The organism is Sphingomonas sp. NFR04, from assembly GCF_900114095.1.
In the GTDB taxonomy this organism is placed as follows: Bacteria; Pseudomonadota; Alphaproteobacteria; order Sphingomonadales; family Sphingomonadaceae; genus Sphingomonas.
The window spans coordinates 168,149-186,408 of record NZ_FORV01000005.1; the positions used below are offsets into that span (position 1 = coordinate 168,149).

The following is an 18,260-nucleotide window of genomic DNA, read 5'->3' on the forward strand; positions in this document are numbered from 1 at the left end:
CGCGGGCGATCTCAGGATGAAAGGGGGCGAATCGCCATGGCGACGAGCGTATTGTGCGCCGAGCGTCCGTCCTTCGGCGGGACGGGGCGATGAACGAACTGACCAGCCTGGCCGCGCACCGCCGTGCCGTGTCGGAGGAAGTCGCGCTGCGCGAGGCGCTGTTCCGCTTCGTCCAGGCGCGGCTGCGGGACTCGCATGACGGCGAGGACATCGTCCAGGAAACCTATATCCGGCTGTACGACTATCGCCGCTCGCGCAGCGTCGCCGATGTCGGCGCCTTCTGCTTCGCGGTCGCCCGAAACCTGGTGTTCGACCATTTCCGCCGGCTCCGCGCGGCGCCGCGCCAGGCCGAGCTGGCCGAGGACATCCCCTGCACTCAGCCCCGCGCCGAGGAAGTGCTCGACTATCGCCAGCGGGTCGACATCCTGGTCCGCGCGCTCAAGGTGATGCCGCCGCTCCGCCGCGAGATCTTCCTGCGCCGCCGGCTCGACGGTGTCGCGGTGGCGATCATCGCCGCCGATCTCGACATGACCCCCGCCGCGATCGAGAAGCACTGCGTCCGCGCGGTCGCCGATCTCCGCGCCGCGCTCGAGCGTCGCGGCCTGCCGGGAGGCGCGGCGCGATGAGCCTGAACCCCGCCCGCCGCACCGCGTTGCACGACGCCGCCCGCTGGGCGATGCGTGAGGACGAGGCGGTACTGCGCGAGGCCCCGCCCCCCGCCGCCGCCGAGGTGCAGGCGATGCTCGACGATCGCGCGCTGTCCGACGCGATGGCACAGCTGCCGCGCCTGTCCGATGCCGACATCCGCGCACTGCGCACCCGCCGCCGCGCTGCGATCGGCACCGGCGGGATGCTCGGCATCGCCGCGGTGCTCGGCATCGGCGGCTGGCATGCGGGCTGGTACCGCGCCGCCCCTGCCCCGCTCCATTACGAGACCGCGCGCGGCCAGATGCTCGACGTGGCGCTGGCCGACGGCTCGTCGGTCCACCTCAACGGCGCGACCAGCCTCGACGTGACGCTGGAAGACCATCGCCGCAGCGTGACGATGCAGCGCGGCGAGGCCTATTTCGACGTCGCGCATTTGCCCGATCGCCCCTTCACGGTCCATGCGGGCGGCGCGGCGACCCAGGTGCTCGGCACCGCCTTCAATATCGACATCGCGGCGGGCGGCGTGCGGCTCGCGGTCTATCGCGGCAAGGTGCGCTTCGGCGATGCGGCGGCGGCGGTGATCGTCCCCGCCGGCTGGCGGACCCGCTTCGCCGAGGGCCGCGCCCAGCCGCCGACCCGCTTCGACGCCGCGCAGAAGGACTGGCGCGACGGCTGGCTCGACATCGACGCGATGCCGCTCACCGATCTGGTCGACGCGCTCAACCGCCGCGGCGGCCCGCTGATCGCCCCGCCGCCGCCCAGCCTGCGCGGCCTCGCGGTCTCGGGCCGCTTCCGGCTGGATTCCCCCCAGGCGCTGCTCGACGCGATGGGGCTCGCCTATGGCTTCCGCACCGCGCGCGCGGGTGGGCAGTTGCGGCTCGAACCCACCGCCGGCGACGACGCCAATCCGTCACGCCCATGACACTGAAACGTAACAAAATTCTTTTGTCCGGAAGCTGATCTGCCCCCGTCTTCCTCGCTAACGGCGCACCCGCGCCGGAGCGGAGGGAAGACCAACAATGACTCGCATCCAGGGGATTTCACGCATGGCACTCGCCATCCTGCTGGCAGCGCCCGCGATCGCGCAGGCGCATGCCGCCGACGCGACGATGGCGGCGCAGCGCCGGTTCGACATCGCGCCGAGCGATCTGCGCGCGGCGATCTCGCAATTCTCGCAGGCGACCGGCCTGCAGGTCGTCGTGGCGCCCAGCGCCGTCGCCGGCCGCCGCACCGCCGGCGTGCGCGGTGCCCTCACCGTTCGCGCCGCACTCGACCAGCTGCTGCGCGGCTCGAACCTCAGCGCCGCGGTGCATGGCGGCATCGTCGTGCTAACCCCGTCGCGCGCCGCCGCCCCGGCCGCGCGCCGCATCGTCCGCAGCGAAGCCCCCGCCCCGCTCGCCGCGGCACCGGTGCAGACCGCGCAGGCGGACCCGCAGGATCCGGACACTGCCGAGATCGTCGTCTCCGGCTATCGCGAGAGCATCACAGCCGCGCAAGAGCTCAAGCGCCGCGCGGTGGGTGCCGAGGACGACATCGTCGCGACCGATATCGCCGCCTTTCCCGACCTGAACCTGGCGGAATCGCTCCAGCGCGTGCCGGGCATCACCATCACCCGCGACAGCGGCGAAGGCCGCCAGATCGCGCTGCGCGGCCTCGGCGCCGACTTCACCCGCACCCAGCTCAACGGCATGGAAGTGCTGGGCAACACTGCCTCGGGCATGGACAATCGCGGCTCGGTCAGCCGCTCGCGCTCGTTCGACTACAGCCTGTTCGCCTCCGAACTGTTCAACCGTATCGCGGTGCAGAAATCCTATGCGGCCGAGCAGGACGAAGGCGGCCTCGCCGGCACGGTGCAGCTCACCACCGCCAAGCCGTTCGACTATAGCGGCAACAAGTTCGTCGTCTCCGCCAAGGGCCAGACCAACAGCAACGCCCCCGGCGTGACGCCGCGCGCGGTGGCGCTCGCCTCGGTCCGCTCGGGCGATTGGGGGGCGCTGGTCTCGGTCGCCTACAGCAAGATCAAGAGCAACGAGTACGGCTATCGCAACTGGGGCTGGGGCCCGACCAAGTACGGCGCGAAGAATATCGGCGCCGAGATCGATGCCGACACGCGTGCCAAGCTGCTCGCCGGCGTCTACCAGCCGACCGCCCAGTCGCCCTCGACCTGGTACACCGATCGCCAGCGCCTCGGCGTGACCTCCTCGGTCCAGTACCATCCGGGCGAGAATTTCAAGCTCGACGTCGACTTCCTCTATGGCCGTCTCTGGGATCATCGCGACGATTATGCACTGGCCACCGCGGGCAGCAACCCGCTGACCGGCTCGACCGTCAACGGCACCCAGGTGATCCACAGCGCGGTGATCGACGACACCAACACCCTGCGCGCGGCGAGCTATACCAGCATCGACCTGCGCTCCGAGCACCACATCGTCGAGAACCACACCGATTTCTACCAGGGCGTCGCCAACCTCAGCTGGAAGCTCGGCGACCGGCTGACCCTGCGCGCGCTCGGTGGCTATGAGGAATCGGATTTCGGCCAGCCGGTGTTCGACAAGGTCTTCATGGAGGCCAAGCAGACCGCGTTCAGCTACGACACGCGTCCGCAGATCCCGGTCAACACCTATGGCATCGCGATCACCGATCCGAACCTGTGGACCGTCCAGCGGCTCGACGTGCAGGAAAACAGGATCGTCAACCGCTACACCAACGGCAAGCTCAGCGCCGATTATGCGCTGGGCGACGGGCTGATCTTCAAGGCGGGCGGCGCCTACAAGCACTTCACCAACAGCGGTTACACTTGGGCCAACAAGGTGTTCCACAACGTGCCGGCGAACGTGCCCGTGTCGAACGACCTGAAGCAGCTGGTCGGCCCCAAGACGCTGCTCCAGTACATCGTCGGCAATGTCGACGGCGTCTATGCCGCGATCGGCGACAAGCGCAACCTCACCGCCGCCAACCTCCAAGCGGGCAGCGACTACAAGGTCGACGAAAAGACCTGGAACGGCTTCGCCCAGCTCGATCTCGACACCATGGTCGGCGGCATGCGGCTGCGCGCCAATGCCGGCCTGCGCTATTATTCCACCGATCTCACCTCGTCGGGCAATCTCGCGGTCGGCACCGCCTTCGTGCCGGTGGTCATCAAGGACAACAGCCATGGCTGGCTGCCCGCCGCCAACCTCGCGCTCGACCTGACCAAGAGCCTCGTGTTCCGCCTCAGCGCCGATCGCAACATCAACCGCCCGGGCCTGGGCGACCTCGCCGCGGCGGGATCGATCACCACCCGCCCGAACGGCGGCAGCCTCAGCCTCGGCAACCCCTTCCTCAAGCCCTTCAAGGCGACCTCGGTCGAGACCTCGCTCGAATGGTATATGGACAGCCGCGGCTTCGCTTCGGCCGGCTTCTTCTACAAGAACATGGACAGCTATATCTCGCCGAGCACGACGACGATCCCCTATGGCCAGACCGGCCTGCCGCTGTCGCTGCTGATCCAGGGCCAGGACGCCAACACCCCCTATGACGTGAGCCAGCCGATCAACGGCCCGGGCGCGGACATCAAGGGCGTGGAAGTGGCCGTGCAGCACGACTTCACCTTCCTGCCCGCGCCCTTCGATCACCTCGGCGTCACCGCCAACGGCACCTGGTTCGAGGGCAAGCAGCAGGGCAAGGTGGGCAACAGCTTCGTCACGCTGCCGCTGTTCAACCTCTCCAAATGGGCGGCGAACGCGACGCTCTATTACGAGGACCAAAGCTGGGGCATCCGCGTCTCGGACGCCTATCGCAGCAAATATTACACCGGCCTCGGCACGGTGGGGAATGTGGGCGACTGGATCCGCGGCACCCACAATATCGACGCCCAGGCCCATGTGAACCTGCGCCCGGGCATCCGCCTGATCGCGGAGGGCATCAACCTCACCAACGTGCCGATCGAGCAGTTCGCCGGTGGCGCGATCGCACGCCGCGTGGTCTACACCACCAGCGGCCGCACCTTCACGCTGGGCTTCAGCGCGGAGTTCTGAGGCGAGACGGGCCGGTACGGACACCCTTTCCTTCGTCATCCCGGCGAAAGCCGGGATCCATTGGGGGCTCCGTACCGGCGCTTGCTGACACCGAGAGGCGACTGGATCCCGGCTTTCGCCGGGATGACGCCCCAGAGCGGGCGCACGAAAAAGGGCGGCAGCGGCAACCCCCGCTGCCGCCCTTTTGCCGTTCAGCCCCGCGGGCGCCCTTGCGCGACGGGCAGGCGGATGTGGAACAGGTTCTCCGACACTTCCTCCATCTGCACCGGCCCGGTGGCGGTGTAGCCCAGCGCCTCGATCGTGTGCGCCAGGCCGCCGAGCAGCATCGCCTGCCGCGTGGCGAGAAAGGCGTCGTCGGTGGGCGGCGGGATCGTCGCGGTGACCGCGCAGCCGCGTACGTCGCAGCCGAACGCCACCTCGCGCAGCAGTGGGTACGCCCGGCGGACCTGCGCCTCCGCCAGCGCGGGCGCGGCGGCGAGTGCGAGCGGCGCTCCCTCCCTCCGGGCCACTGGTGGCATCGGCGTGGGCCCGGCCGAGATGGTGACGACCCCTTGCGGCGAGGTCGGCGGCGGCGATCCCGCGCTGCCGAGCAACCCATAGCCCGCCGCCAGCGCCGCCAGCGCGGCGCCTGCGAGCAGCAGCGGCATCCGTTTCATGTCCCGTACTCCATGGCCGAGATCCCCGCGCCACCCGAAGGCAACGCGGGGACCATCCGATCAGCAGATCGTCGAACCGGCCGGGCAGCCCGGCGAGTTGGACCCGGAATCGCTGTTCGGATCGAAGCCCGGGGTGATGCCGGTGTTCAGCGCTCCCGCGAGCGAGGACGCGAAGCGCGCATCCTTGATCTCGAAATTGCCGCTGCCGAAATCGTAGTTGGCGATGGCATTGCGCACGGCGAGCGAGGGATAGCCGTTCCAGCTGACCAGCGGCTGGACCACCCAGCTGCCGGTGCCGTTTTCGGGCGGCTCATCCCCGCCATCGGTCTTCGAGAAGCGGAACAGGTGCGAGAAGCCCAAGGTCTCGTAGTGGAAGACCATCTTCACATGCTGGTTGCCGGTCGCGTCGCTCTGGAAGCGGAGCTGGCCGTCCTTGGTGGCGCGCGTGTCCCACTTGCCGTGCGAATCGCGGCTCACGCCGACGACGCTGCTGTTCGCGCCCGCATCGGTGGTCCAGACGATGATCGTCTCCCAGTCATAGGCGTGCGAGAAGTCGGACTGCCAGAAATAGGCATAGACCCGCGCGCAATAGCCATTGTTGCAGCGGGCGCGGACATAGGCGTTGCTGGTGCGCAGATAGTCGGAATTGCGGCACGAGGCCGGCGGCTTGGTCGCGTAGGTCGAGGCCTTGGGGCTGATCGCGCCCGAGGCGTTCACCGCGGGCACGTTGAAGCAGACATCGGTGTCGAAATCGAGCGCGGGCTGGAAGCGCTTGTCGAGTGCGGTGGCGAGTTCCGGCAGCGGCGCGACGGGGGCCGGCCAGCCCTGCGCGTGCGCCTGGAAGGGCAGCACGGCAAGCGCGGCGAGCGCCGCCCTGGGCAGAAGATGACGGGTGGTGGCGGTGGTACGTCCCTTGGTCATACGATCTCCATGCAGGTCCCAGAGCGGCTGCGCGTTACATGCGTCCATCGGCCGCGAGGGACCGCCCACGACCTGGAAGTTCAGGAAATCGAGGCGAACGGGCGTCGCGCGGATGCGCGGCCCGTCTCCGTGCTCAGCAGGAAGACGGGCTGACGTGCAGATCCGGACAATTTAAATGTGCGTGGGACGCGCTACGGGAGCGGAGCGCACACATCGCGGCTTCCTCAGCGGAACATCGCCTAACCGACTAATAACGTTACCGCTTGCGTCCCGCTTATGGTAAACGCTGCACCATGGCCAGCATATCGCTCCGATCCCCGGATGTCGTCATGGGGGTTCGGCATGAATATGCGGCAAGGCCTGTGCATCTACCTGCGTTGTCATTGGGGGAAATATGATAAGAAGCATAGTGGCGCTGGCTCTGGCCTTCCTCGCAACACCCGCTGTCGCCACCACCTATGTCGGCACATCCTCAACAAGCACCGTGATCGATATACCAGGACTTTCTACGCCGGGTACGTATCGTTTGAGTTTTAGCTTTAGCCGTCCGATCTTCGTGGGATTTGAGTCTTACATCTATTACGAGTTTTCGTGGTATCAGGATGGAGAGTACATCGCGAGCGACGACGGTCCTGCCTTCTTCTCCTACTTCCCAGATGAACCGATGCAGTCCGGTTCGATATTGTGGACCGTTCTCGGCCCCTATCGTGGTTGGCAGGGCGACATTCTTGAAGTGGGCTATTACCGCGTCGACGGAAACCACTTGTCCTTTGGCGACCCGGACGATCCGAGCCCGTACAGCTATCGGGTTGATGTAACCTCCGTGCCCGAACCTGCACAATGGACGCTGCTGATCACCGGCTTCGGCCTTGCCGGCGCGGCGTTGCGGCGTGTCCGCACCAGCACCCGTTCGGCAGCGACCGCCTGATGGCACAGCGCGCCGACGCCGGCATCAGGCCTGCGCGGGCGCGAGCTTCCAGTAGGTCGCGTAGCGCTCGTGCGCGATGCGGTGATAGGGGATCAGGCGCACCGGCGCGCCGTCGGCAGCAGCGAGCGTGAACTCGAGCGGCTTCGCCCCCGGCCGGATCGCCGCCGCCAGCGCGGCCGGATCGCCCGCCAGCACCGGCACCTGCACCGGCGCGTCATTGTAGCGGCCATATTCGCGCTCGTTGACGACGATGTCCGCCCCCGGCGCCAGTCCCTGCGCCCCCAGCGCGCCCGCCAGCACCAGCGGGCCATAGGTGAACGCAACCACATCGGGTGCCGAAGGCGCGCTCTCGAACCCGGCTTCCATCACCAGCTGCAGCTCGACCGTGTCGCCATCCTGCCAGCGCCGCGCGAGCTCGATCCGGCTGCCGGGCGCGACCGAACGCGCCGCGACCGCGCCGTTGACCCGCACGGTGGCGGTGCGGCTCCAGCGCGGGTGGCGCAGGCTGAGCGTCAGCTCCGCCGGCTTGGCCAGCTTCCAGCGCAGCGTCGTGCGCGGCTCTTCGGGGAAGCGGGTCTCCTGGACCAGCTCGGCGCCCTTCTCGCGCCAGCGCACGGTCGAGGGCAGGAACAGGTTCACGTAGAGCGCGCGCTCGTCGTGGAAGTAGATCGAGTCCCGATACTTCACATGGTTTTCCATGCCGGTGCCGGTGCAGCACCAGAAGCTGTGCTCGGGGGTATGGTAGAGCTTCATGTAGCCCGGCCGTGCGCCCTGGAAATAGGTCGCCATGCCGCTGTCCGGGTCCTGCGAGGCGAGGATGCCGTTGAACAGCGTCCGCTCGTAATAATCGGCATATTCGGGGCGCGGTTCGTGGAGGAACAGACCGCGGGTGAGCTTGAGCATGTTGTGCTGGCAGCAGGTCTCCGATCCCTTGGCCGAGAAGACATGCTTCTCGAAGTCCGCCATCGCGAAGAAATGCTCGTTGTCGCCATGCCCGCCGGTGGCGAAGGAGCGGGTTTCCGCCACCGTCTTCCAGAAAAAGGCCGCGGCATCGCGGTAGCTGGCGTCGCCGGTCGTCTCGTAGACTCGGTGGAAGCCGACCACCTTGGGCACCTGGGTGTTGGCGTGGAGCCCGTCGAGATGGTCCTGCGCCTTGGCGAGCGGAGTCAGCAGCGCCTTGTGCGAGAAACGCTCGGACAGCGTGCGATAGTCGGCCTTGCCGGTCATCGCGTAGAGATCGGCATAGACTTCGTTCATGCCGCCATGCTCGGTCTCGAGCATCGCCTCGAACTCGGCGTCCGACAGCGGCCGGCACGCCACCACGCCCCAGTCGGCGAGGCGGAGCAGCGTCGCGCGGGCGGGGGCGCTGTCGGCGAGCAGCGCGCCGTCGCGCAGGCCCGCATAGACCTTGTGCAGCGTATACCAGGGCACGCCGCTGATCTTCTCGCCGCGCAGATGCGCCGCGACCACCGCCGCGCCGTCGGGGAAGGCAGTGACGAGGCCGCTCTTCGCCGCGTCCTGGCAGGCCCCGAGTTCGGTCGCGATATAATCGATGCGCTTCTTGTATTCGGGCTTGGCGGTCGAGCGGAAGGCGAGCGCGCAGGCCGAGAGATAATGGCCGAGCGTATGTCCCTGGCAATGGATGTCCGCCCAGAGCGGATCGGATTCCCAGCCGCCATAGGCGGGCGCCTTGGGGCTGAGCCCGGCATTGACGCGGAACTGGTGGAGCAGCCGGTCGGGCTCGAGCCGCAGCAGATAGGCCTCGGTCGCGCGCTGGGCGTGGAGGAAGGGGCCCTCGCCCAAGGTCACGTCCGCGATGTCGAACGGCTGGAGCCTGGCCGGGGCAGCGGGCGCGGGAGCCGTCTCCGCTGCGGCCGGGAGCGGCACGCCCAGCCCGCCGATCGCAACCGCGCCGCTGCCCGTGCCGGCGAGAAATGCCCGCCGCGACGTTTCGATACCCATGCGCGCTACCCTCTCCGTGCGTCCGATTTACTCCGGGTTATCAGAGCCATTCCCCCTCGCCAACCCCGCGGGGCATTTCGCTGCGCCGCGCAAAAAGCGGCTTCCCAAACGCGCCCGCCTGCCCCAACCACGCGCACATGGTCGAAAAGATTCTGGGCATCCTTGCCACCTTCACCATCTGGGTCATCTCGAGCGGCGGCTATTTCGGCATCGCGGTGCTGATGGCGATCGAATCCGCGTGCATCCCGCTGCCGTCGGAGATCATCATGCCGTTCGCCGGCTATCTGGTCTCGACCGGCCGGTTCGATCTGTATCTGGCGGCGACCGCAGGCGCGATCGGCTGCAACCTCGGATCGATCGTCGCCTATGAGGTCGGCAAGCGCGGCGGGCGGCCGCTGGCGCTGCGCTGGGGCAAATATCTGCTGATCGGCCCCGGCGAGATCGACGCGGCGGACCGCTTCTTCGCGCGCTATGGCAGCATCGCGGTGCTGATCGGCCGGCTGCTGCCGGTGATCCGCTCGTTCATCGCCTTCCCCGCCGGCGTCGCGCGGATGAAGCTGGTGCCGTTCCATGTCTACACCTTCCTCGGCAGCTGGCCCTGGTGCTTCGGCCTCGCCTGGGTGGGGATGACGCTGGGCGAGAAGTGGGACAGCGATCCCCGCATGAAGGCGGCGTTCCACAGCGCCGACGCACTGATCGGGGTGGTGCTGGTCGGGCTGGTGGCGTTCTACATCTGGCACCGCGTGCGCGGGCTGAAGCAGCGCTGAGAAGCGTAGATCCTCCCCCGGAGGGGGAGGGGGACCGCCGCCGAAGGCGGTGGTGGAGGGGTGTCGACGCTGGTGTGGAGGTCTACCCCTCCAGCGTCGACACCCCTCCGTCGCGCTGCGCGCGCCACCTCCCCTTGCAGGGGAGGAATTTTCCCCGTTCCCGCCGGCCAAAAGCCCCCTCCACCATTCGCTTGCGCGAATGGTCCCCCTCCCCCGGCTTCGCCGAGGGAGGAAACGCTTTCTTCCATCGCCGTATAGCGTCTCCTCCCTCGGCGAAGCCGGGGGAGGGGGACCGCGCTGCGCCAGCAGCGTGGTGGAGGGGGCAAGCAGCACGCCGGAGGCCGCAAACGCCCCTTCCCAACCCCCGCTTGCACAACTTGCCCCGATCCTCTAGATACAGCCCCCTAGCCGAAAGCGTGGGTGGATTGCACCGGTTCCTGGGAAGGACCGGGCAGCGGACCCATGCCCGAAGCGCCATTTTTCACACGAGGATAGCCCCAGTGGCGAAGACAAGCCCCGTCGAATTCATCAAGCAGGTCCAGACCGAGACCCGCAAGATCGCCTGGCCGACGCGTCGCGAGACGATCATGACCGGCGTGATGGTGATGATCATGACGACGCTGCTCGGCAGCTTCTTCCTCGGCATCGATTCGATCTTCGATATGATCGTCAACGCACTTCTTCGCCTCGCGCAGTAAGGAAAGACCAACAACCATGTCGCGCTGGTACATCATCCACGCCTATTCCGGTTTCGAGGGCAAGGTCCGCGACCAGATCCTGGCCGACGCCACCCGCCTGGGCCTCGATCGCCTCGTCGAGGCGGTCGAAGTGCCGACCGAGACGGTCACCGAAGTACGGCGCGGCAAGAAGATCCAGTCCGAGCGGAAGTTCTTCCCCGGCTACGTGCTCGCCAAGCTCGAGATGAACGACGACGTCTATCACCTGGTGAAGAACACGCCGAAGGTGACCGGCTTCCTCGGCAGCTCGGGCAAGCCCCAGCCGATCAGCGAGGCGGAAGCCGCGCGCATCCTCAACACCAAGGAAGAAGCGGCCACCGCGGCGCCCAAGGCCAAGCTGAAGGTCGACTTCGACATCGGCGACACGGTCAAGGTGATCAGCGGCAACTTCGCCACCTTCTCGGGCGTGGTCGAGGAGCTCGACTACGACAAGAACCGCGTGAAGGTCTCGATCTCGATCTTCGGCCGCGCGACCCCGCTGGAGCTGGGCTTCGAGGACGTCGAACGGGTCAAGTAAGCCGGCCGAGCGGCCGCTGCTGCCAGAATACGGAAGGCCGGGGTGCACATCCCGGCCTTTTTCGTTTCGCCTCCGTAGTTTGTCGGACTGCCGCCGGCCGTCCCGCCGTTCCTATAATGCTGGAAGCGCGCCCTACGCGCTTTCGGGGGACGATGCGGATACGCGCGATCATTGCCGGCACGACGATGCTGATCGCAGCCCCTGCCCGCGCGCAGGCGCCGCTTGCCGAGCAGCAGGTGGCCCGCGCCATCGACCGCATGTTCGCCGATCCCGAAGCCGCGCTCGCCGCTGCCCGTGCCGCCGAGGGCGCAGCAAGCAAGGAGCCGGGCCCGAGCCCCCTCGCCGCCAAGGCCCGCTGGCTCGAAGGCGAGGCGCTGTCGCGGCTGGACCGCGACGCCGAAGCCGAGCCGCTGATCGGGCGGACGCTGGAACAGGCCCGCACCCATTGGCCGAACACCCGGCTCCATGCCGACCTCTTGATGACCTGGGGCGGCATCGAGCAGAATCGCGGCCGCGCCGCCGCCGCGCTCGATGCCTTCCAGCAGGCGCACAACCTGTTCCGCACCCTGCACGAGCCGCGCAAGCAGGCGATCGCGCTGGTGATGATCGCCAGCCTCTACAATCGCGCGCGCGACAATGAATCGGCGCTCCGCTATTTCCAGGCCGCGCTCGATGCCGATTCCGGCGATCGCAACCTGCGCATGTCGATCTTCAACAATCGCGGCAACGCGCTGCTCGACATGGGTCGCCCCGCCGATGCCGCCCGCGCCTATCAGCAGGCGCTGCTGCTCGCGACGGCGTCGGGCGAGCCGGGGCTGCAGGTGCCCATCCTCAACAATCTCGCGCGCATCGCCCTGCAGCAGGGCAGGCTCGCCGCCGCGCAGCGCTACAACGACACCGCATTCGCCGCGAGCCGCGGGCACAGCGCCGAATATGACGGCAGCCTCCACGCGATGCAGGGCCAGATCGCCCTGAAGCGCGGCGCGGTGGCCGATGCGGTCGCCGCCATCGACACGGCATTCGCGCATATCGGCGATCCGCGTTCGCCGACCTGGCGCGAGGTGCACCAGGCCGCGGTCGACATCTATACCCGCGCCGGCCGCCCCGCCGATGCACTGGCGCACCTCAAGGCGCTGAAGCGCATCGACGATGAAGTCACCAAGGTCGCCTCCGATACCAACGCCGCGCTGCTCGCCGCGCGGTTCGATGCGACCAACCAGCAGCTTCGCATCGAGAAGCTGCGCACCAACGCCGCCAACCAGCGTGCCCGCTTCGCCCGCGATCGCGCGCTGTTCCAGCTGCTGCTGGTCGGCGGCCTGCTGTTCGTCGCGGTCGGCGGCGCGGCGCTGCTCGGCTTCGCGCTGTTCCACATCCACCGCAGCCGCCGCGAGGTGCGCAGCGCCAACCGCGATCTCGCCGCGAGCAATGCGCAGCTCGGCAAGGCGCTGGAGGCCAAGCGCGAGTTCCTCGCCACCACCAGCCACGAGTTCCGCACCCCGCTCAACGGCATCCTGGGGATGAGCCAGGTGCTGCTCGCCGACACGACGCTGGGCGACGAGGCCCGCGCCCGCGTCGCGGTGGTGCAGGATGCCGGCCAGGCGATGCAGGCGCTGGTCGACGACGTGCTCGACATGGCCTCGCTCGACAGCGGCGAGATCGCGCTGGAGCAGGCGCCGTTCGACCTGCGCGCGCTCCTGGAAACGCTGGGTCGCCGCTGGGCGGCGGAGGCGGCGCAGCGGGGCCTCGCGTTCGAACTGGACGCCGCCGATTGCCCGGCGATGCTGGTCGGCGACGCGCGGCGCGTCGGCCAGATCGTCCACCACCTGCTGTCCAACGCGGTGAAATTCACCCCAGACGGCAGCGTCACGCTCGCCGCGCACCCATTGGCCGACGGCAGCGCTGGCGTTGCGATCACGGTTGCGGATACCGGCATCGGCATCGCCGGAGACCAGCACGCGCCGATCTTCCGTAAATTCTACCAGGTCGATGGCGGCACGGCGCGTGCCTTTGGCGGGATCGGCGTGGGGCTCGCGCTGGCCCAGACCTTCGCCAGCGCGATGGGCGGGACGCTCACCGTCGAAAGCGCACCCGGCGCCGGCGCCACCTTCCGTCTGCACCTGCCCGAGGCGGTGGCGCCGCCGGCCATGGCGACCGACGCCGTCCCGCCGCCTGCCGGCCCCCGGCTGCTGCTGGTCGAAGCCAATCCGCTTGCGCGCGGCGTGACGATCCATGGGCTGCTCCAGGCGGGGTTCGCCGTCGAGGCGGTCGCCACGCTGGCGGAGGTGGAAGGCCGGCTCGCCGAGTTCGACCTGCTGCTGATCGGGGCCGAGGTCGCGCCCTCTGCCGCAGCCCTCGCCGCGCCGCTCGCCGCTGCACGCACGGCCGGCACGAGCGCCGTGGTGCTGTTCGATCCGGACGGCAGCGTGTCACGCGAGGCGGTGGAGGCAGCGGGCGCCGCGCTCGCATTGGCGCGTCCTATTCCCCTCGCCGACCTCGTCGCGACGCTGGCGACGGTCATGGAGCGCCATGCCCATCTGGCGGCCTGACCGCCTCCGTAAAAATCCCTAAGCCTGCAAACATGCATCCCCGCGCAACGCTGCACGTTTCAGCGGTCGTATACCATATTGTGCCGCGCGGGTTCATGAGCATCGACCATCCCTCCATCGACCTTCCCCAGCTCCGTCACATCATCTCCGGTCTCCGCGAAGGCGTGATCCTGGTCGATACCGACCAGAAGATCCGCTGGGCCAATGATGCGGCCCTTCGCATGCATGGGGTGGAAGCCGTTGGCGACCTGGGCGCCGATGTCGACGCCTATCGCCAGCGCTTCCAGCTGCGCTACCGCAACAACCACCGGCTCGACCGCGGCGACTATCCGCTCGACCGGGTGCTGGCGGGCGAGAGCTTCGACGAGGTGGTGGTGGAGGTCGTCCCCGCCGGCGACGAGGACGCACGCTGGATCCACGAGGTGCGCAGCCTGGTGATCGGCGATGCCGAGGGCCGGCCCGACCTGCTCGTCCTCGTCCTGCAGGACGTGTCGCAGCGCTTCGAGGCCGAGCAGCGCTTCGAGCGGACCTTCAACGTCAACCCCGCCCCCGCGGTGATCCTGCGCTTGTCCGACCAGCACTATGTGAAAGTCAACCAGGGCTTCCTCGACCTGACCGGCTATGCCCGCGACGAGGTGCTGGGCCGCTCGCTCTACGACATCGACGTGCTGAAGGACGCCGCCGACCTCGATACCGCCAAGGAGCGCATCCGCGAGGGCCGCACCGTGCCGCAGATGCAGGCGGACCTCGAGCTCCCCGATGGCGGGCGCAAGCTGGTGATCGTCGCGGGCCAGCCGGTCGAGCTGGACGAGGAGGCCTGCATGCTCTTCTCCTTCGCCGACCTGGAGCCGCGCCGCCAGGCCGAGAACGAGCTGCGCCACAGCGAGGAGCGGTTCGTCACCACCTTCCGCCTCGCCCCGGTGGCGATGGCGATCACCACGCGCGACGACCTCGCGCTGTGCGACACCAACGACGCCTTCCACCAGCTGAGCGGCTGGTCGAGCGACGAGGCGATGGGGCAACGCATGGCGGCGCTGCGCCTGTTCGAGGACGGCGGCTTCCTCAAAAAGGCCTGCGCCGAGCTGGACGAGCGTCGCGACTTCCGCAGCGAGGATGCGCGCGTCCGTACCAAGGAGGGCGCGATCACCGATTGCCTGATCTCCGCCGCCGCCATTCCCCTGCGCCGCGACACCTGCATCCTGTGGGTGGTGCAGGACATCCATGCCCGCCGCCACAACGAGCTGGAGCTGATCGGCGCGATCGAGGCAGTGATGCAGGATACCAACTGGTTCAGCCGCTCGGTGGTCGAGAAGCTCGCCAACCTGCGCAATCCGCACGGATCGGCGCGGCCGGTCGAGACCAGCGAGCTCACCCGCCGCGAGAAGGAAGTGCTCAGCCTGCTGTGCGAGGGCGGCGACGATGCTACCATCGCCCGCGAGATGGGCGTCTCGCGCAACACGCTGCGCAACCATGTCGCGCGGGTCTACGCCAAGATCGGCGTCAACCGCCGCGCCCAGGCGATCCTGTGGGCGCGCGAGCGCGGCTACCCGCTCCAGCGCCCGATAAAATGACGTGATCTGGTCCGGAAGCACCAGACGAATTGGTACTTCCGCATCTCTTTTTACCCCGCTTGCCCTGCCATTTCTTCGTCATGGACGCGGGGCCCTCCCCGCGCCTCGATCAGGAGGACGAACCAAGTGAACGAGAACCGTATCAAGGGCGAAGCCCATGCGCTGAAGGGCTCGATCAAGGAAGCGATCGGCAAGATCACCGGCGATCGCCGCGTGGAAGCCGAAGGCGCTGCCGAAAAGCTGGCGGGCAAGACCCAGGCCGGCGCCGGCAAGGCCGCGGACACGGTGAAGAAGACGGTGACGGGCAAGTGACCACCGCTTTCCCCCCAAGTGCAGGAGATGCCGCAATGGCAACCGCAATCTACGATACCCGCCTGGCCGTTCGCCCGGTCCCCCGTGTCAGCTGGTCCGCGATCCTCGCGGGCGCGGTGATCGCGCTGGCCATCGAGCTGATGCTCGCGCTGCTCGGCGCGGCGATCGGCTTCTCGACGATCGACCCTGCCCAGAATAGCGGCCCGAGCGCCGGCGGGCTCGGCATCGGCGCGCTCGCCTGGTGGACGATCAGCAGCATGATCGCGCTCGGCGCGGGCTCGTACGGCGCCGCCCGCGTCGCCAAGCTCCGCCGCAAGTTCGACGGTGCCGCGCACGGCCTCGCCATCTGGGCACTGACGCTGCTGCTCACCTTCTACCTGCTCACCTCGGCGATCGGCGGGCTGGTCGGCAGCGCCTTCCGCACCGTCGGGACCGTGGCCTCGACCACCGTCGCGGGTGCCGGCGCGGTGACGCCCACGCTCGCCAAGGCGGCCGGCGTGGATGAGTCTGCGGTGGACGCGCAGGTCTCCGCGCTGCTCGACAGCACGCCGGACAATCCCAAGGACATGACGCCCGAACAGGCGCGCAAGGCGATGATCGCCGAGCTGCCGGCCATGGCCAAGGGCGGCGCCGAGGGTCAGGCCGCCGAGCAGCGGATCGCCCAGATCATCGCGGTGCAGGACAGCGTGAGCGAGCAGGAAGCCACGACCCGCGTGGAGAAGGCGCGCCGCCAGTTCGTCGAGACCAAGAACGATGCCCTCCAGACCGCGAAGAATGCGGGCAGCGCGGGCGCCAGCGTCGCCGCCGGCAGTGCCTTTGCCCTGTTCCTGGTGATGCTGCTGGGTGCGGGTGCCGCGATCGGGGGCGGCGTCGTCGCCGCCCGCCGCACCACCGAAACCGAATTCTGAAGTCTAATCGTCAAGGAGAAGAAGCATGGATACCCATCGTATCGCAGGTGCCGTGAAGGAAGTCGTCGGCGGTGCCGAGGAAGGTCTCGGCAAGGTCGCGGGCGATCGCGAGACCGAGGCACGCGGCGCTGCCCGCAAGGTCGAGGGCGGCCTTGAGCGCCGCTTCGGCGAGACGCTCGACCAGGTGCGCAGCGCGGTGCGCGATCATCCGCTGCTCGCTTTGGCTGCGGCCGGCTCGGTGGCGCTGCTCGCCGGCGCCGCGCTGATCGGCCGCCGCGACTGAACCACCCGTATCCGAACAAGGAATTTCGCATGATCCGCAAGACCCTTCCCCTCGTCGCCGCGCTCGGTCTGCTGACGCTCGGCGCCTGCAACACGGTCAACGGCGTCGGCAAGGACGTCCGCTCGGCCGGGACCGCCGTCTCGGACGCGTCGGGCCAGAACCACAAGAAGTAACCGATCCGGCATCGCGGGCACCCCGCCCGCGATGCCGCCCCTCCCGGAGTTGCCCCGTGACCGAACCCGACCCCGACTATCTGCTGAAGCGCCTCGCCCAATCTCGTCGTGCCGCAGCACGGGCGGCGGAGAGCAGCGCCCGCAGCGCCCATCTCGCCATGGCGGACCATTATGCCGCGCAGCTTCGCGCCGCAGGGCACGCCGTTCCGGCCGATCCGGCGATGGCGGCGGAACGCTGACCCCGGCCCCGGGCTTCCTACCGGCGACAAGGGCAGACAAGAAAAAAGCCGGGGCGCGAACCCCGGCTTTCTCATTCCTACGACGTTGCCCGGATCAGAGCACCGTCGGCTCGCGATAGGCGCTGCGCTCGCGCTCGATCTCGTCGCGGGTATAGGCGGGCGCCTTGTCGTCGAACGCCGTCCAGCCCGACTGGCGATAGGCCGCACCACGCGTCGCCGCATTGACGCCGCGACGGTTGAGCACTGCCTCGGCCTCGGGTGCCAGCGAATCCTCGACGCGCGCGCTCACCAGCGTGCCGCCGCGGCGGACGCCTTCGGAATAGACGTTCGCGTCGTCCTCGCTCTCGCCGGCATTCTTGAGCGCGCCGACGATGCTGCCGGTCGCGGCCCCACCGACGCCGCCGATCGCCGCACCCGCCGCGGTCGAGGCGAGCCAGCCGGCCGCCACGATCGGGCCGAGGCCGGGGATCGCCAGCAGGCCGAGCCCAGCGAGCAGGCCGCCGACGCCGCCCAGCGCCGCGCCGGTCGAGGCGCCGCGGCTGACATCGCCATGCGCGTTGACGTCGCTCACGTCATGGTCGCCATGCGTGTTGTTGGCGATGATGCTGAGATCGCTGTGCGGCACGCCAAGGCGCTCCAGCTCGTTGACCGCGGCCTTGGCATCCGAATAATCGTCGAACAGACGGGTAATGGTCCGGCTCATCGCATTTCTCCTGCAGAATTCATGGGGTTAGCGCGCGGTGACGTTGCCCTTGTAGTCGAGCGTCACGGTCACCTTCTTGCCGTTCTTCATCGCCATGCCCTGCCAGGCGCCGTTCTCGGTGCCCTTCAGGCCGGTGATGTCGGTATAGCCTGCCTTGGCGAGCCGGCCCTTGGCCTGGCTTTCGGTGAAGGAGCTGTGGCCCTTGGCCGGGGTGGCGACGTGATGCGCCGTGCCGTCCTTCACCACCGGATTGTGCGAGCCCGCCTGGCCGCTGCTCTGCGCAGCCGCGCCCGTCGTCGCGAGGCCAAGCGCCGCGACGGCCATGATGATGCGTTTCATGCCCATTCTCTCCAATATTGACGTCCACGCGCGC

19 protein-coding genes are annotated in these 18,260 nt (G+C 68.5%); 14 read left to right on the top strand and 5 right to left on the bottom strand.

Annotated features, from left to right (window positions below; translation table 11 throughout):
- Positions 1–89 precede the first annotated feature (89 nt).
- From BM009_RS15645 to BM009_RS15655, 3 genes are all read left to right on the top strand, one after another.
- Positions 90–626 carry an RNA polymerase sigma factor gene (locus BM009_RS15645; RefSeq protein ID WP_093297614.1) on the top strand — a complete coding sequence of 179 codons (537 nt, stop codon included), beginning with the start codon at positions 90–92 and terminating at the stop codon, positions 624–626.
- Positions 623–1,570: a FecR family protein gene (locus tag BM009_RS15650; RefSeq protein WP_093297615.1), complete on the top strand. Its 948-nt coding sequence runs from the start codon at positions 623–625 to the stop codon at positions 1,568–1,570. Before BM009_RS15645 ends, BM009_RS15650 begins: the two co-directional genes overlap by 4 nt.
- A gap of 124 nt (positions 1,571–1,694) precedes the next feature.
- Positions 1,695–4,664: a TonB-dependent receptor gene (locus tag BM009_RS15655; RefSeq protein WP_254772308.1), complete on the top strand. Its 2,970-nt coding sequence runs from the start codon at positions 1,695–1,697 to the stop codon at positions 4,662–4,664.
- A 191-nt stretch (positions 4,665–4,855) separates the two neighbouring features.
- Here BM009_RS15655 and BM009_RS15660 read toward each other — a convergent pair whose 3' ends face one another.
- Positions 4,856–5,320 (bottom strand): hypothetical protein, encoded by a 465-nt coding sequence (locus BM009_RS15660; RefSeq protein ID WP_139216646.1) that lies wholly within the window; start codon positions 5,318–5,320, stop codon positions 4,856–4,858.
- Between the two features lie 60 nt (positions 5,321–5,380).
- Positions 5,381–6,241 (bottom strand): NPP1 family protein, encoded by an 861-nt coding sequence (locus BM009_RS15665; RefSeq protein WP_175488065.1) that lies wholly within the window; start codon positions 6,239–6,241, stop codon positions 5,381–5,383.
- Positions 6,242–6,650: 409 nt separating this feature from the next.
- Between BM009_RS15665 and BM009_RS15670 the strand changes: the two genes are divergently transcribed.
- Positions 6,651–7,169 carry a PEPxxWA-CTERM sorting domain-containing protein gene (locus BM009_RS15670; RefSeq protein ID WP_139216647.1) on the top strand — a complete coding sequence of 173 codons (519 nt, stop codon included), beginning with the start codon at positions 6,651–6,653 and terminating at the stop codon, positions 7,167–7,169.
- Positions 7,170–7,193: 24 nt separating this feature from the next.
- Here the strand turns inward: BM009_RS15670 and BM009_RS15675 are convergent, their stop codons facing one another.
- Positions 7,194–9,131, bottom strand: a complete 1,938-nt coding sequence (locus tag BM009_RS15675; RefSeq protein WP_093297622.1) for a glycoside hydrolase family 127 protein — start codon at positions 9,129–9,131, stop codon at positions 7,194–7,196.
- 137 nt (positions 9,132–9,268) lie between these two features.
- On the opposite strand from BM009_RS15675, the gene BM009_RS15680 reads away from it, so the two are divergent.
- From BM009_RS15680 to BM009_RS15725, 10 genes are all read left to right on the top strand, one after another.
- Positions 9,269–9,898: a DedA family protein gene (locus BM009_RS15680; protein WP_093297624.1), complete on the top strand. Its 630-nt coding sequence runs from the start codon at positions 9,269–9,271 to the stop codon at positions 9,896–9,898.
- A gap of 500 nt (positions 9,899–10,398) precedes the next feature.
- Entirely contained in the window at positions 10,399–10,596 is a 198-nt protein-coding gene (secE, locus tag BM009_RS15685; protein WP_093297625.1) for a preprotein translocase subunit SecE, read from the top strand.
- A 16-nt stretch (positions 10,597–10,612) separates the two neighbouring features.
- Entirely contained in the window at positions 10,613–11,152 is a 540-nt protein-coding gene (gene nusG, locus BM009_RS15690; RefSeq protein ID WP_010542827.1) for a transcription termination/antitermination protein NusG, read from the top strand.
- A gap of 152 nt (positions 11,153–11,304) precedes the next feature.
- On the top strand, positions 11,305–13,698 hold the full coding sequence (locus BM009_RS15695; RefSeq protein WP_175488066.1) for an ATP-binding protein: 2,394 nt from the start codon (positions 11,305–11,307) through the stop codon (positions 13,696–13,698).
- 95 nt (positions 13,699–13,793) lie between these two features.
- Entirely contained in the window at positions 13,794–15,269 is a 1,476-nt protein-coding gene (locus BM009_RS15700) for a PAS domain S-box protein (RefSeq protein ID WP_093297628.1), read from the top strand.
- 126 nt (positions 15,270–15,395) lie between these two features.
- Positions 15,396–15,581, top strand: a complete 186-nt coding sequence (locus BM009_RS15705) for a CsbD family protein (RefSeq protein ID WP_093297630.1) — start codon at positions 15,396–15,398, stop codon at positions 15,579–15,581.
- 35 nt (positions 15,582–15,616) lie between these two features.
- The gene (locus BM009_RS15710; RefSeq protein WP_093297631.1) at positions 15,617–16,489 is read left to right on the top strand and encodes a hypothetical protein; all 873 of its coding nucleotides are present in this window, start codon (positions 15,617–15,619) and stop codon (positions 16,487–16,489) included.
- A gap of 25 nt (positions 16,490–16,514) precedes the next feature.
- Positions 16,515–16,772 (top strand): CsbD family protein, encoded by a 258-nt coding sequence (locus tag BM009_RS15715; RefSeq protein ID WP_093297633.1) that lies wholly within the window; start codon positions 16,515–16,517, stop codon positions 16,770–16,772.
- Between the two features lie 29 nt (positions 16,773–16,801).
- Positions 16,802–16,945 carry an entericidin A/B family lipoprotein gene (locus BM009_RS15720; protein WP_093297634.1) on the top strand — a complete coding sequence of 48 codons (144 nt, stop codon included), beginning with the start codon at positions 16,802–16,804 and terminating at the stop codon, positions 16,943–16,945.
- A gap of 56 nt (positions 16,946–17,001) precedes the next feature.
- Positions 17,002–17,184 (top strand): hypothetical protein, encoded by a 183-nt coding sequence (locus tag BM009_RS15725; protein WP_093297636.1) that lies wholly within the window; start codon positions 17,002–17,004, stop codon positions 17,182–17,184.
- A gap of 94 nt (positions 17,185–17,278) precedes the next feature.
- On the opposite strand, the gene BM009_RS15730 is transcribed toward BM009_RS15725, so the two are convergent.
- Together BM009_RS15730 and BM009_RS15735 are read right to left on the bottom strand one after the other, a co-directional pair.
- Positions 17,279–17,887: a general stress protein gene (locus BM009_RS15730; protein ID WP_093297637.1), complete on the bottom strand. Its 609-nt coding sequence runs from the start codon at positions 17,885–17,887 to the stop codon at positions 17,279–17,281.
- 27 nt (positions 17,888–17,914) lie between these two features.
- Positions 17,915–18,226: a hypothetical protein gene (locus BM009_RS15735; protein ID WP_254772309.1), complete on the bottom strand. Its 312-nt coding sequence runs from the start codon at positions 18,224–18,226 to the stop codon at positions 17,915–17,917.
- Positions 18,227–18,260 lie beyond the last annotated feature (34 nt).

Excerpts from the sequence above, each read along its gene's own strand:
- BM009_RS15645 (WP_093297614.1), top strand. The coding sequence starts at position 90 with ATGAACGAACTGACCAGCCTGGCCGCGCACCGCCGTGCCGTGTCGGAG.
- BM009_RS15650 (WP_093297615.1), top strand. The coding sequence starts at position 623 with ATGAGCCTGAACCCCGCCCGCCGCACCGCGTTGCACGACGCCGCCCGC.
- BM009_RS15655 (WP_254772308.1), top strand. The coding sequence starts at position 1,695 with ATGGCACTCGCCATCCTGCTGGCAGCGCCCGCGATCGCGCAGGCGCAT.
- BM009_RS15660 (WP_139216646.1), bottom strand. The coding sequence starts at position 5,320 with ATGAAACGGATGCCGCTGCTGCTCGCAGGCGCCGCGCTGGCGGCGCTG.
- BM009_RS15665 (WP_175488065.1), bottom strand. The coding sequence starts at position 6,241 with ATGACCAAGGGACGTACCACCGCCACCACCCGTCATCTTCTGCCCAGG.
- BM009_RS15675 (WP_093297622.1), bottom strand. The coding sequence starts at position 9,131 with ATGGGTATCGAAACGTCGCGGCGGGCATTTCTCGCCGGCACGGGCAGC.
- BM009_RS15680 (WP_093297624.1), top strand. The coding sequence starts at position 9,269 with ATGGTCGAAAAGATTCTGGGCATCCTTGCCACCTTCACCATCTGGGTC.
- nusG (WP_010542827.1), top strand. The coding sequence starts at position 10,613 with ATGTCGCGCTGGTACATCATCCACGCCTATTCCGGTTTCGAGGGCAAG.
- BM009_RS15695 (WP_175488066.1), top strand. The coding sequence starts at position 11,305 with ATGCGGATACGCGCGATCATTGCCGGCACGACGATGCTGATCGCAGCC.
- BM009_RS15700 (WP_093297628.1), top strand. The coding sequence starts at position 13,794 with ATGAGCATCGACCATCCCTCCATCGACCTTCCCCAGCTCCGTCACATC.
- BM009_RS15710 (WP_093297631.1), top strand. The coding sequence starts at position 15,617 with ATGGCAACCGCAATCTACGATACCCGCCTGGCCGTTCGCCCGGTCCCC.
- BM009_RS15715 (WP_093297633.1), top strand. The coding sequence starts at position 16,515 with ATGGATACCCATCGTATCGCAGGTGCCGTGAAGGAAGTCGTCGGCGGT.
- BM009_RS15720 (WP_093297634.1), top strand. The coding sequence starts at position 16,802 with ATGATCCGCAAGACCCTTCCCCTCGTCGCCGCGCTCGGTCTGCTGACG.
- BM009_RS15730 (WP_093297637.1), bottom strand. The coding sequence starts at position 17,887 with ATGAGCCGGACCATTACCCGTCTGTTCGACGATTATTCGGATGCCAAG.
- BM009_RS15735 (WP_254772309.1), bottom strand. The coding sequence starts at position 18,226 with ATGAAACGCATCATCATGGCCGTCGCGGCGCTTGGCCTCGCGACGACG.